The organism is Agarivorans sp. 2_MG-2023, assembly GCF_030548085.1.
Taxonomy (GTDB): Bacteria; Pseudomonadota; Gammaproteobacteria; order Enterobacterales; family Celerinatantimonadaceae; genus Agarivorans.
On the sequence record NZ_JAUORQ010000008.1, the window covers coordinates 73,000 to 86,632 of the forward strand.

General features: G+C 45.3%; 14 protein-coding genes. 10 read left to right on the forward strand and 4 right to left on the reverse strand.

Annotated elements, in window-relative coordinates:
- Positions 1-278 precede the first annotated feature (278 nt).
- The 8 genes from Q4549_RS13335 (at position 279) to Q4549_RS13370 (ending at position 7,577) form a co-directional block, all read left to right on the forward strand.
- Positions 279-1,415, forward strand: a complete 1,137-nt coding sequence (locus tag Q4549_RS13335) for a GGDEF domain-containing protein (protein WP_235836215.1) — start codon at positions 279-281, stop codon at positions 1,413-1,415.
- Complete coding sequence (locus Q4549_RS13340; protein ID WP_368411619.1) at positions 1,415-1,687, forward strand: YihD family protein; 273 nt, start codon at positions 1,415-1,417, stop codon at positions 1,685-1,687. Before Q4549_RS13335 ends, Q4549_RS13340 begins: the two co-directional genes overlap by 1 nt.
- Before the next feature lie 89 nt (positions 1,688-1,776).
- Positions 1,777-3,186, forward strand: coding sequence for a cytochrome c oxidase accessory protein CcoG (ccoG, locus tag Q4549_RS13345; protein WP_303552685.1), 1,410 nt, complete (start codon positions 1,777-1,779; stop codon positions 3,184-3,186).
- A gap of 5 nt (positions 3,187-3,191) precedes the next feature.
- A complete protein-coding gene (locus Q4549_RS13350) occupies positions 3,192-3,593 on the forward strand; it encodes an MAPEG family protein (protein WP_303552684.1) in 402 nt (133 codons plus the stop codon).
- 59 nt (positions 3,594-3,652) lie between these two features.
- Entirely contained in the window at positions 3,653-4,624 is a 972-nt protein-coding gene (locus Q4549_RS13355; RefSeq protein ID WP_303552683.1) for a serine/threonine protein kinase, read from the forward strand.
- Between the two features lie 8 nt (positions 4,625-4,632).
- Positions 4,633-5,106, forward strand: coding sequence for a CYTH domain-containing protein (locus tag Q4549_RS13360; protein WP_303552682.1), 474 nt, complete (start codon positions 4,633-4,635; stop codon positions 5,104-5,106).
- A gap of 110 nt (positions 5,107-5,216) precedes the next feature.
- Positions 5,217-6,878, forward strand: a complete 1,662-nt coding sequence (locus Q4549_RS13365) for an AMP-binding protein (protein WP_137673500.1) — start codon at positions 5,217-5,219, stop codon at positions 6,876-6,878.
- Positions 6,879-6,971: 93 nt separating this feature from the next.
- The gene (locus Q4549_RS13370; RefSeq protein ID WP_303513210.1) at positions 6,972-7,577 is read left to right on the forward strand and encodes a thiol:disulfide interchange protein DsbA/DsbL; all 606 of its coding nucleotides are present in this window, start codon (positions 6,972-6,974) and stop codon (positions 7,575-7,577) included.
- A 55-nt stretch (positions 7,578-7,632) separates the two neighbouring features.
- On the opposite strand, the gene Q4549_RS13375 is transcribed toward Q4549_RS13370, so the two are convergent.
- From Q4549_RS13375 to Q4549_RS13385, 3 genes are all read right to left on the reverse strand, one after another.
- Complete coding sequence (locus Q4549_RS13375; protein ID WP_303552681.1) at positions 7,633-8,373, reverse strand: ABC transporter substrate-binding protein; 741 nt, start codon at positions 8,371-8,373, stop codon at positions 7,633-7,635.
- Positions 8,361-10,034, reverse strand: coding sequence for an ABC transporter substrate-binding protein (locus Q4549_RS13380; protein ID WP_303552737.1), 1,674 nt, complete (start codon positions 10,032-10,034; stop codon positions 8,361-8,363). The genes Q4549_RS13375 and Q4549_RS13380 overlap by 13 nt, the downstream gene beginning before the upstream one ends.
- 82 nt (positions 10,035-10,116) lie before the next feature.
- On the reverse strand, positions 10,117-11,010 hold the full coding sequence (locus tag Q4549_RS13385) for an acyltransferase (protein ID WP_303552680.1): 894 nt from the start codon (positions 11,008-11,010) through the stop codon (positions 10,117-10,119).
- 169 nt (positions 11,011-11,179) lie between these two features.
- Between Q4549_RS13385 and Q4549_RS13390 the strand changes: the two genes are divergently transcribed.
- Together Q4549_RS13390 and Q4549_RS13395 are read left to right on the forward strand one after the other, a co-directional pair.
- Positions 11,180-11,611 (forward strand): HIT domain-containing protein, encoded by a 432-nt coding sequence (locus Q4549_RS13390; protein ID WP_137673496.1) that lies wholly within the window; start codon positions 11,180-11,182, stop codon positions 11,609-11,611.
- A gap of 40 nt (positions 11,612-11,651) precedes the next feature.
- Positions 11,652-11,909: a hypothetical protein gene (locus tag Q4549_RS13395; RefSeq protein WP_303513216.1), complete on the forward strand. Its 258-nt coding sequence runs from the start codon at positions 11,652-11,654 to the stop codon at positions 11,907-11,909.
- A 5-nt stretch (positions 11,910-11,914) separates the two neighbouring features.
- Here Q4549_RS13395 and Q4549_RS13400 read toward each other — a convergent pair whose 3' ends face one another.
- A complete protein-coding gene (locus tag Q4549_RS13400; RefSeq protein WP_303552679.1) occupies positions 11,915-13,534 on the reverse strand; it encodes a methyl-accepting chemotaxis protein in 1,620 nt (539 codons plus the stop codon).
- Between the last annotated feature and the right edge of the window lie 99 nt (positions 13,535-13,633).

Here is a 13,633-nt window from a genome sequence, read left to right on the forward strand (position 1 = left end):
ACTAAACATGCGAGACTGAGTTTTTGAGGGCTATTCCCTTTTAGTTGTTTGTTGTGAGGCTTGCGCTATTTTTTCTGATAAAAAAGACATTTACGGAACAACCAGCAAGCCAGGCCTTAAAGTCATTACTAACTGAAATTACCATCAAGGTTTTGTGATCTCGCGGCGTGTTTTAAGCAGGTGCGAGCGAGGGTTTTTCTGTTCTCGTTGTTCTAGTTATTGCTACAATGCACACAAATTATTCGCCACTCCTTGTAAGGGTTCTGTTTTTGCGCAATGTGCAGCTACAAGTAAACACTGAAAACGCCCGCTATTTGCTCAATAATGGGCGGCTGGTGGCAATAATGACCGCAGTGTATAGCCTGATTTGGTGGGGCTTGTTTACGCCACATTATCAGTCAAATTCTCATATGTTGTGGTTAGTATTTATGCTGGTACTGTCGGCGGCATTTTACTTTTTTGCCCGTTATCAAACAGACTTTTCCTCTGATGCACAACCGTCTTCCCAGTTAACCCGCTACTTTAGCCTTGCTACCAGTAGCGGAGTATTGTGGGGAGTGGGCATTTTATTGTTCATGCCCGAGTTGGCAGGTGCGGAACGGCTATTATTGGTGGTGCTGGTGGGCGCCCTGTTATCTTTAGTGGTAGTGCCAAATTTACTTAGTATTCGTAGCTTTAATGGTTTTAGCATCCCCATTTTATTGGCCTTGCTAGTGAGTGTGGTTGGCGGCGAAAAAACTGAACTGGTGGCCTTTTTAGTGCTGCTGGTGTGCTGGGCGCAGCTCAACATTGTATTGCGCCGCGCTGAAACCTTAGTTAAAGACAACTTTTCCGAAGGGGCGCTTAACCGCGTTAAGGCCTTAGAGCTGGAAGACAGCCACGCTATTATGCGCCGCCAAAGTGAGCGCGATTCGCTAACCGGTTTGTATAATCGTGCGGTGTTTGAGCAAACCTTATCGCTGCACTGGCGTTTAAGTAGCCGAGCCAATACTTCTTTGAGTTTATTGCTGATCGATGTTGATTTCTTTAAGCCTTATAACGATCATTACGGGCACGTTGCTGGCGACCAATGCTTAACGATGGTGGCGAACTTGTTCACCGAAGCGTTACAGCGCGAAGATGACATAGTGGCACGTTATGGTGGCGAAGAATTTGTAATGGTATTGCCCAACACCGATACCAAAGGCGCATTGCAAGTTGCCGCAAGAGTAAGAACACTATTGGCCGAGGCGCAGCTACGCCACGAATATTCGGCCGCAGCCAGCTATGTTACCGTGAGTATTGGTGTGTCGTGCTTAATTCCGGTAGCCCAGCAAAGTACCAAAGAGATCGTAGACAAGGCCGACAAGGCCCTATATAGAGCCAAGCAGCTAGGCAGAAACCAAGCTGTAGTGGCCGCCCGTGGAGAAGTATAATGAGTATGCAGTTACATCGTATTGAAGAATTAATCGATTTACTCACGCCGGTTTGGAAACAGCAACCGGAGTTAAACTTAGTGGAAATTATCACTCAAATCGCCGACCAAGCTGGTTTTGACAAACCAATGAGTGAACTTACCGACGACGTGCTGATTTACCAATTAAAAATGCTAACCATTGGTAAAGAAGACATGATTCCTGGCATCGCTAAAGATTGTGAGGATGATTTTAAAACTGCTTTACTTAAAGCACGCGGCGTAAAAGTGTAATGTCTTAAGCGGCAATTGTTTCTCAATTGCCCGTTTTGCTTAAGCAAAGGCATCAGTTCCACCAGTGCCTCCCTCAAAAGGATTGAGTGATGAGTGAACGAATTCCTGTAAAAGATGTGAGCCCAAAACCCAAAGCGGCTAAAAAGCGCGCGCCGGTTGATCGATATAATCCCCAAGAACAAATTTATGTGCGCGAGCAAAAGGGCGTATTTCAGCGTTTGCGTAAATACATGGGCTGGGTGTTTATTGCCGCCTTTGTGATTGTACCGTTTATTCCTTACGGGGATCGCCAAGCTATTTTGTTGGATATGGGCGCGCGCCAATATCACTTTTTTAGCTTAACCTTGTGGCCGCAAGACTTACTATTGTTGGCGTGGTTCTTCATTATTGCCGCCTTTGCCTTGTTTTTTATTACCACCTTTTTAGGCCGTGTGTGGTGTGGTTACTTGTGCCCGCAAACGGTGTGGACCTTTATTTTTATTTGGTTTGAAGAAAAAATTGAGGGTAGTGCCAACAAACGGAAGCGGCTCGATCAGTCCAGTTGGAACTTCAATAAAGTATGGCGAAAAACCGCCAAACATAGCGCGTGGATTGCGGTGTCGGTATTTACCGCCTTGTCGTTTGCTGCCTACTTTGTGCCGGTTACAGAGTTGTGGAGGGATTTCTTCACGCTTAACGCCAGCAGTGCCGTTAACTTCTCAGTAATTTTCTTCACCGTGGCTACATACGCAAATGCCGGTTGGATGCGTACCATTGTGTGTACTCACATGTGCCCCTATGCACGCTTCCAGTCTGCGATGTTTGATAAAGACACCTTTATTGTGGCCTACGACACCGAGCGCGGAGAAAGCCGCGGCCCGCGTAAGCGTAGTGCCGACCCTAAAGCCTTGGGTTTAGGTGACTGTGTTGATTGTGATTTGTGTGTGCAGGTATGTCCTGCGGGTATCGATATTCGTGAAGGTTTACAGTACGAGTGTATTAACTGTGGTGCTTGTATCGATGCTTGTGACCAAACTATGGAGAAGATGAATTATCCAAAAGGGCTGATTCGTTATACCACCGAGCATAATTTAGCTGGGCAAAAAACAGATATTTTGCGGCCCAAGCTAATTGGTTACGGCGTTGTACTCACCCTAATGTTGGTAGCTTTTGTCTTTACCCTGCTAAGTGTTAAACCAATGCAGTTAGATGTATTGCGTGACCGAGGCGCCTTGTATACCGAAAACTCCGAAGGCTTAGTGGAAAACTCTTACACCCTGAAAGTGATTAACAAATCTTCTAATGCACGTGAATTCCATTTAAGTGTGCGTGGTTTTGAAGAGGTAGAGTGGATTGGCCAGCAGATTGTTACGGTGCCAGGTGGTGAGGTGTTTAGTGTGCCTATTACCCTAGCCAGTGACCCTTACCTGTTTAAACGCTCGATTGTTGATATTGAGTTTGTACTAGAAAGCGGTGACGACCAGTTTATTCAAGCTAGCCGCTTTATTAGTGGTGGCTAAGCAGTATGCGATTGGTATTGGCTTGTTTTGCCACCTTGCTGGTGCTGCCTTATCTATTGGCAGCATGTGGCTCGGTGGTACGAAAACGTCAATTGGGGCGGGTTGATAACCTTAATCCGCGCCAACAAGCCGCCCAGTTAAACAGTTTTGGTCAACGGATTTATGCCGCCCAGCAAAATGCCTGGGAGGCTATTATCCTCTTCGCCGGTAGCTTACTGATTGCCCAACTCGCTGGCCTCGATTTTCAGCTTATTCAAATCCCTGCGCTGTTATTTTTAGCCACTCGCTTAGTGCATCCGGTGGTATATGTTTACGGCTTAGCCACATTACGTTCGTTAGTGATGGCGGTAGCGTGGGCAAGTTGTATTTACATCGTGGTTCAAGCATTTAGCCAGCTAAGCGCTTAGTCGCTGACAACCCCTTTTACTGCTACACTGCGCCGATAATCTCTTGTTGAAGTCATGCCATGAGCGCCTTTCTATTTGCTGAACTGCATCCCGATTTAATCCTCGATGCTATTGAATCTCAGGGGATCTACCCCAGCAGCGGTTTACTTGCCTTAAACTCTTACGAAAACCGGGTTTATCAGTTTAAAGCGGAAGATGATCTGCGTTATGTCGTGAAGTTTTACCGCCCGGAGCGCTGGAGCAAAGCGCAAATTATTGAAGAGCACCAATTTAGCTTATCAATGGCTGAAGTGGATGTGCCCATTGTTGCACCGCTGGTGGTTAATGGCCGCACCTTGTTTGAATATCAGGGTTGGTTGTTTACTATTTTCCCTAGTGTTGGTGGGCGTGGCTTTGAGGTAGATAACCTTGACCAAATTGAGCGAGTTGGCCAATACCTAGGACGGATGCACCAAAAGGTAGGCACAACATTATTTGAGCACCGCTTATCGATTAATACCGAAGAAATGCTCGACCAGCCGCTAGAATTTTTGCGGGATTGGCTGCCTGAAGGTTTAACCCTGCCGTTTTTTACCATTGCCGAGCAAGTGGCCGAGGCCGCTAAAGCAGCTTACCAACCTAAATCGATTATTCGCCTGCATGGCGACTGCCACCCCAGCAATATTTTGTGGCGAGATGGCCCGATGCTGGTGGATTTAGATGACGCCCGTAATGGTCCAGCGGTTCAAGATTTATGGATGATGCTAGCAGGTGATGATAACGAGCGCCGTTTACAGCTAGAAGTATTGCTAGAGGGCTACGAAGCCTTTTGTGAGTTTGATATGAGCCAGTTAAGTCTTATTGAACCGCTGCGCGCCATGCGGATGATTCACTATATGGGCTGGTTAGCGCGCCGATGGCAAGATGCCGCTTTTCAACGTGCTTTTCCTTGGTTTAACTCGCAGCGTTACTGGGAAGACCAGATACTGGCACTTAAAGAACAGTTATCCGCTTTGCTGCAACCGCCTTTATCTTTAACACCCGCTTACTAGGAGCGCTTATGAGTGTTGAAATTGAAAGAAAATTTCTGGTAAACAGTGATGATTTTATTGCCCAAGCCAGCTCACATACTCGCATTGTACAAGCTTACTTAAATAGTAATAAACAGCGTACCGTGCGGATACGTATTCGCGGCCAGCAAGGTTTTCTCACTATAAAAGGTGCCAGCAATGAATCGGGTTTAAGCCGTTACGAGTGGGAAAAAGACATTCCGCTGGCTGAAGCCGAGCAACTGTTAACGCTGTGCGAGCCGGGCGCCATTGATAAAGTGCGCTACTTAGTCACCGTGGCCCAACACATTTTTGAAGTGGATGTGTTTGCTGGCGACAACCACGGTTTAGTGGTGGCTGAGGTAGAGCTTGGGAGTGAGCAAGAATGCTTTGAAAAGCCCATTTGGCTTGGCCAAGAGGTGACGGGACAAACTCAATACTACAACTCTCAATTAAGCCAAAACCCTTTCAAAAATTGGCCTTAAACAGAGTGTTCGTTCACATTACTCTCGCATATTTTCGAATTGTGCTGGCATCCTGCCGCTAGCCGTATAGGATTGATATAAAAGGTGAATAACTTGTAACGAGGTTGTGAATGACAAACTTTGTCACCCCCGTCGATGCAATGATGCATTGGCAAAAGCAGGATCCACAGCGCGTCTACCTCCGTCAGCCTATTGATGGCGTATATCACGAGAAAACGTGGGCCATGGTGGCCCGAGAAGCTGGGCAAATTGCTCAAGGCCTTGTTTCTGAGGGCTTAGAGCCCGGTGACAAGGTGGCCATTCTGGCTAAAAACAGTGCCGAGTGGTTTATTGCTGATCTGGCCATTATCATGGCTGGCTGCATCAGTATCCCTATTTATTCTACCGCCAGTGTCGATACCATTTCCTTTGTACTTAAACACAGTGAAGCAAAATTGCTGTTTGTGGGTAAGTTAGATGAGTGGGGTAAACAAGCCTCTGCAGTGCCGATTGGTTTAAAAACCGTCGCTATGCCTTACCCCACCATGCCTTGCCATATTCAGTGGCAAGATTGGTTAAATGACCTGCCAGTGATAGAAAAAAATCACCTGTGGGATAAAGATGACATTATGACCATCATCTATACCTCGGGCAGTACCGGTGACCCCAAAGGCGCTGAAATCAGCTTTGCTGCTTACCGCTTCGCCAGTGAACAACTGATTGAGGTATTAGAAGCCTCTAGCGAAGACCGAGTGATGTCTTACCTGCCTTTGGCGCACATTACCGAGCGCGTGTACATTCAAGGCACTAGCCTCTTTAACGGCCAGTTTAGTGTGTCTTTTGTAGAGTCTTTAGACACCTTCCCCGATAATTTGCGCAGTGTACAACCTACTTTGTTTATTTCGGTGCCGCGCTTGTGGGCTCGCTTTCAGCAAGGGGTATTTGAAAAACTGCCACCCAAAAAACTTAAGCTACTGCTGGCTATTCCTTTGGTATCAGGCTTGATTAAACGCAAAATTAAAAAAGCCTTGGGATTAAACAAAGCGCGAATTTTAGGCTGTGGCAGTGCCCCTGTTGCGCCTTCATTGCTGCGTTGGTATCAGTCGATTGGTTTGAATATTTCTGAAGCTTGGGGGATGACTGAGAACCTGGCTTACGGCACGCTTAATGTACCGTTCCGCAGCGATAAAATAGGCACCATTGGCAAAGCTGGGCCGGGCGTAGAGATTAAAATCTCTGAGCAGGGAGAGATCCTCGCGAGAGGCAACGGCATGATGCAGGGGTATTATAAACACGCCGATCTTACTGAAGAATCAATTGTGGATGGCTGGCTGCATACCGGTGATAAAGGCACACTGGACGACGATGGTTATGTAAAAATTATTGGTCGTTTAAAAGAAAGCTTTAAAACCGCGAAAGGAAAATACGTTGCCCCAGTTCCTATTGAACAGAGCGTGTCGGAAAATTCCATGGTGGAACAAGTGTGCGTGGTCGGCAGTGCAATGACTCAACCTTGTGCTTTAGTAGTGTTAGCCGCAGAAATGAAGCAGCATTCACAAGCACAAATTGAAGCTAGCCTTAACCGAACCTTAAATAAGGTCAACGAACACCTCGAAAGCCATGCTAAGCTGTCGCACGTTATGGTGGTGGAAGAAGATTGGAATGTGGATAACGCCTTGCTCACTCCCACCTTAAAAATTAGACGTAGCCAAATTGAACAGCATTATGCTGAACTTATTCATCGTGAATCAGATACCAAAGTAATGTTTGAAATGGGATCTTGGAATACGTAAATTAGTGTCAAGGCGATAGTCTGCGATTGACCGAGCGAATGCTTATCATTATGCTCGGTTTTTTATGAATTCACTGGAAGGAAATACAGGGTGATGAAAAAGTTACTGATTGGTTTAATGGCAATGCTCGCATTACCAATGGCAATGGCGGCTGATTTTAAAGAAGGCACGCATTACGACGTAATTAAACAAACGGCTACTGCTAAACCAGAAGTTATCGAGTTTTTCTCGTACTACTGTCCACACTGTTTTAAATTTGAGCCAGTGGCCGAGAGTATTAAAAAGTCTTTGCCTGAAGGCGTCGCTTTCAAAAAGAATCACGTAAGCTTTATTGGTGGTTCAATGGGTGAAGAAATGGTTCGTGCTTTTGCTGCAGCTGAAATGCTAGAAGTAGAGCCAGCGATTAGCCATGCTATCTTCGATTCAATTCATAACAAACGCCAAAACTTTACCAGTCGCGACGACTTGCGCAGTATATTTGTTGCTAACGGCGTAGACGGCAAGAAGTTTGATAGTGCAGCGAATAGCTTTGTGGTTAACGGCATGGTTTCGCAAATGGAAAAGAATACCATTAACTATAAAATTCGCGGTGTGCCTGCATTAGTTGTTAACGGTAAGTATCAAGTAAATACCGGTTCAGTTAAATCAATTGAAGAGCTAAATGAATTAGTTAGCTACTTGGCTAACCTTAAAGGTTAAGTTCACTTGATATAGCTAATAAAGCAGCCTTATGTGGCTGCTTTTTTTATGGGTGTTATAAACCTAAATCTACCTGATATTGCTGTTCATATTGACTTAATACTTGACCTATTTGGCCGCTTTTTTGTAGTTGATTTAGGCTTTTTTGCAGCTTGTCTAATACCCCTAAGTCACTGTTTTTGTTGCACGCTATGGCCCGCAACGCGCTATAAAAATGGTACTTTTTAGGTGAGATATCTAAATCAAACTGTTGGCGAATATAGGCCGCAGACAATATGTCGCTGGCCCAAGCACCGGTGCGGTGGCGGGTAAGTTTTTTGGCACTGTTTAAGTTGGTTTTAGCCAAATCAACCGTAATTGAAAAGCTAGTGAGGTATTCACCTACACCGCTGCCAGAATAGCTGCCAATGCGTAGCTTAGTTAAATCATCAAGACTGGCTAAGTGTTTAGCATGCAACTTACGCTGGTAAATAGCATAGCGACTAATAAACATTGGGCTTATCCAAATAAAAGAACTCTCTCTAGATTGCGTTCGTTCAATAGCAAATACACATTGGTTTGCAGAATCTAAGGCTACTGCGTAAGCGCGTTTAAGCGGCAGTAAGTGCAGCTCTATGTTTAGTTGGCTATGTTGTCTTAGTAGTTTAAGAATATCGATGCTGATGCCTGTTACGCCTTCATCGCCTTGAGAGACATAAGGTGGATCGATATAAGTATTAAAGACTAAGTCGCTGGCTCTAAGTATTTGACTGGAGAGCAATAGGCTGATTACCAACAACTTAACTAGGGTTGCCATTGTTTAATCAACTCCGAGTAAGCGAGGGTTTTGCCAGGTGGTTTTTCATTTTCCAATTTGGGTTTTGGTGAGCCAGGGTGTGCTAGCCATAAGGCTTCGTTTTGGCTTGAGATTAGTTTAGGGCTGCAAGCGCCTCTGGTTTCATGGCCTATTTTAGCGAGCGCTGCATCCATGCTTTTGGCTAACTCTTGCATGATTTTACTTACATCTTCCTTCTGGTCACTGGCGCGCCCTATGTATTGCCACCATAAAGCCGATAATGCGGGGTAATTGGGCACATTAAGCCCGGTTGGGGTCCATTCGTTACGCGCGTTACTTTGATAAAACTCAACTAGTCCCCCTAACTCCTCGGATCGCTGAGTAAACTCTGTGGACATAATATCGCTTTCACGAATAGGAGTTAGCCCTACCATGGTTTTACGTAAAGATACCGTTTTGGCCACGTTGAACTGGGCGTATAACCACGCCGCTTGCTGGCGTTTTAGCGGAGTAGATTTGAGTAAGGTCCATGCGCCTACGTCTTGGTAGCCAGATTTCATGCCCGGCTGCCAGTAAGCGCCGCGTGGTGAAGGTGCCACTCTCCATAAGGGTTTGCCATTGTCGTCGGTAATGGATAAATCTGGGTGACTTAAATCGGCAGTAAAGGCGGTATACCAAAAAATTTGTTGGGCAATATGGCCTTTAGCGATTTCTGCACCGGCTTCACTAAAGGTCATTTTTTGTGCTTCTGGTGGGGCATAGTGCACTAGCCAATCTACGTATTTTTGTATTGCGTAAATGGCTGCTGGCGAATCCAGTGCGCCACCGCGTTTAACGCTGGCTCCTACTGGGCGGCAACCATGACGGCGAATTCCCCATTCATCAACAGGAAGGCCGTTAGGCAAGCCTACATCGCCCATACCCGCCATAGATAACCAAGCATCAGAAATGCGCCAGCCTAATGAAGGGTCGCGCTTACCGTAGTCCATATGGCCATACACTTTATGGCCGTCAATCTGTTTTACGTGCTTGCTAAAAAACTCTGCGATGTCTTCATAAGCCGACCAATTCACTGGTACCGCAAGCGGGTAGCCATAAATGGCTTTAAACTGTTGCTGCAGTTCTGGGCGAGCGAACCAATCTTGGCGATACCAATATAGATTGGCAAATTGCTGGTCGGGTAGCTGCAGTATCTCGTTATAAGGGCTAGTGGTAAAAGCCAAGCCAATAAAGTCATTCACATCTAGGCTGGGCAGGGTGACTTGTTTACCTTGTTCACGCATAAACTCACTTAAGCTGAGAACTTTGTTTGAGCGAAAATGACCACCAATTAAATCGCTATCACTGACATAAACATCGTAATAGTTAATGCCTAAATCCATTTGGCTTTGCAGTTTTTTTACCACATCGTCTTCGCTGCTAAGTTCGTGAATCACTTTAATACCTGTGAGTTGGTAAAACAGTGGGGCAATGACGGTGGCTTCATACCAGTGAGTATTGATACGCTCGGAGATGGCGCGAATAGTTATACCTTGAAAGGGTTTGGCGGCTTGTTTAAACCAAGCAAGCTCTTCAATTTGTTGTTGTTGGCTGAGGCTGGATGGACGAAACTCATTAAGCCAAGGGCTATAATCTTCAGCCCAGCTAGCATTAATAAAGCAGCACAAGAACAACAAGATGATACGCAAGTTGTCTCTCCCTAACAGTTCACTCCTATAAAAATAGCAGTAAAATCAGGCTGTCATGGCTGCAAATTGGCGGCAGTTAGTTTTTTAGTACGGATTGTAGATACTGATCCTTGTTTTGCCATGTGCCATCTAACCACAGTTTAAATTGGCGTTTGAAGTGTTTGTCTTGCAGGTAGTCGCCCCGTAATTCGTTGCCAATGCTAATGGTGTCTATTTTTACCACCACTTTATCTAGCCGGCCTGCCAGCAAAGCCTTAAACGGCGGGTGTTGCTCGGTAGTGCCTGGGTAGGCCAAAGTAACATCAATAATCTGGTCAAATTGTTCGCCTAAAGCGGAAAGCGTGTAAGCAATGCCCAATGCTTTGGGAGGTAATAGATGCTGATAAGTACTGTGATTTTGTTGTTTGCCTTGAGTAAATCGCGTGCCCTCGACAAAGTTAATCACAGTGGTGGGACTGTTTTTAAACTTTTCACAAGAACGTTGAGTAGAGGCTAAGTCCTTACCGCGTTTCTCTGGGTGCTTAAGCAAGTACTGGCGTGAGTAGCGGCGCATAAATGGCATATCTAGCGCCCAACAAGCCAAGCCCACAAAGGGTACATACAAAAGCTGTTGTTTTAAGAAGAACTTAGGCATGGGAATACGCGAACCAAAAAGCATGCATAACAACACAATGTCGGCCCAGCTTTGATGGTTGCATATCATCAAATACCAGCTGTTTTTGTTCAGTTGGCTGTTATCTTCAATAACAAACTCTGTGTTGTTTACTAGCCGAAAAATTCCACGGTTTATTTCACTCCAACACCACATTAGTTGGTTGGTGACTTTTCCTATCATTGGGTATAGCGGCTTAGGCAGTAGCAGTTTGATAAGGCCACAAACAATAATCAATGAGCCCACTAAGGCGGTATTGATAATGGCTAAACTTGCTGAAAGCAATGTTAAAAAAGGTGTAGGCAAAAAACGTAACATAGTGATCGATATAGCTCTATAGATAGCCTAGGGCCGGTAGTTATTGAGATTTAAATCAGCTTAAATTATGGTTGGCGCCATTCTAGCATTTTTTTTGATAAGCGAAACGCAGACCACTGTATAGTAACTGTCATTGAACGCTGTTTAGTTTCACGATTAGGATTGCCACATGAGTGAGTTTGTTTTACACCCCCAACTGCAAAAAGACGGTATTTGGCTCGGCGATTTTGAATTGTCTCGAGTATTGCTGATTAACGATAGCCAATTTCCATGGTTGGTTTTAGTGCCAATGCAAGATGATATTGGTGATATATATCAATTAGATAGTTGCCAACAGGCGCAGTTTTGGCGAGAATCTAAACGCTTGAGTGAAGCGCTTATCAAGCTTTATAAGGGAGATAAGCTTAACTTGGCTGCTTTAGGCAATATGGTGCCACAACTGCATGTTCATCACGTAGTTCGTTATCATAATGACCCGCTTTGGCCGCAGCCTATATGGGGAAAATTACCCGCTAAGCCTTACAGTGAGCAAGAAAAAGCCCAGCAAGTGGCTCAATTACACCATGCTTTAGCGCCACTTTGGCAGTTAAAAGCTGAATAGCACACTTTAGTGCACTAAATAAGAACAGTTAGGGAGAACTATGAACGGTTTTTGGAAAGGGTTATTCATCATCATTTTGGTGATGCTAACGGTAAGGTGCGACACCAATAGTTCTTTATACAAAGCTGAAGAGAACGGCATCCGTTTAGAAGCGCCACGATTCTTAGTTACGCCATTTATCTGGGTAGACAAACAAGTCGGTGAACCCATCGTGTGGGGCTACAACTCGCCGTTTGCCGATGATTACGAGTTTAAATATGCTAAGGCTAGAGAAGACGACGCTCCTCCAGCCGAATAGTTAGTTTAGCTAAAACGGAGGTTTTTGAGGTGTAAACTCAGAGCCTCTGCAACACCACTTAAGTGACTATGCACCTGTTGGCTTTGCTGCGCCGCTCCCGCATTTGCTTCGCTACCGTCGCGCAATACAACAATATTTTGTGCTATTTCATCGGTGGCCTGGCGCTGTTGTTCGGTTGCCACTGCATTGTGTTGGTTGCGTTGCTCTAACCCAGACACCATTTGCTCAATTTGTTCAATTTGCTGAATATTTTTCTGAGCTTGCTCGGCCTGCTGCGCTAAGCCATTGGTGGTGCCAACAATCTCTGTTTCAACTGTTTCCGATACTTGCTGCAACTGCCCAATGGTTTGCATGATTTCTTCGGTTGATTGTTGAGTACGTGAGGCTAAGTTACGCACCTCATCTGCGACTACAGCAAAACCACGCCCTTGTTCACCCGCTCGAGCGGCCTCAATAGCGGCATTAAGCGCTAACAGGTTGGTTTGTTCAGATATAGCATTAATCACATCAATCACTGAGCCGATGTTTTGACTGCACTCACGTAACTCTTCTACTGCAGGTTTGGCTGAGGCCATTTGCTGCGAAAGTTGGTTAAGTTGCTGCACGGTGTTGAGTTGTTGCTTTAAGCTTGTTTGAGCAAGCTCTACAGTTTGTTTGGACACTTGAGCCGTCTCGGCACTATTAGTGGCGACCTCTTCCACCGAGCTGTTCATTTCAGTCATGGCGGACGCAATCTGGTCGATTTCGCCAAATTGGGTTTGAGTATTTTGGCGAGTGGTATGAGTGGCTGAGGCTAGCTCAGTATTGGCATCCAGCAAGTTGTCGCTAGAGGCTTTTACATCTTGCAGTAAACCTTGGGTTTGTTGGCGTAGGCTTTCTAGTTTTATACCAATCTCTGATAACTCATTATTGCCTTCAATGTGAATGGAATGGTTATAGTTACCCGCCGCTAGGTGGTCAATGGCGCTGGTTAATTGGGTCATTTGTCGCTTTAGACTGCGGCTGATTAATACTCCCACTATGCCAAATAGGCCAAAAGCACACACAAGGCGTAGTAAGGTAAATAAGTACACACTGTTAAGTTCGTCTTCGATTCGGTCAATGTATACGCCGGTGCCAATGATCCAGTTCCAGTCATTAACTTGTTTTACATAAGACAGCTTAGCGTGCATCACTTGCGTTTGCGGGTGTAAAAAGTTGTATTCAACTGCGCCTTCGCCACTGTTTCTCACTGTATCGCGCATCGCTTGCCAGTGAGCTAAACCCTTGGCATCACGCACTTGGCTCATATCTCGGCCAATGCTGGCAGGGCGAATTGGGTGCATTAATAGTTTCAGGTCTAAGTCATTCACCCAAAAGTATTCATTGCCTTGGTAACGCAGTCTTGCCAGCGCCGCTAGCGCTTGTTGTTGGGCTTCTTCGCGTCCCAGAGTGTTTTGCTGCTGTTGGTAGTATGATACTAGGCTGGTGGCTAAATCTAAGTTGGTGCTAAGTTGAGTTTCGTAGCTTTGGTAGAGTGTTTGCTTAAGTGTTTGGGTATTGGTCCAAGATTGTATACACACTACCAGTAACACTAGCGCTGAACTAAGTAGAAATAGATGGGGTATTTTTATTTTACTGAACATAGTTTCACTTCTCGATTTAAGTGCGACTATGTTCAGATAAGGTTGATGTTTTGGGCTTAATTTAGATCAACTTACTAACAAGTTTAAAATAAAATTAAA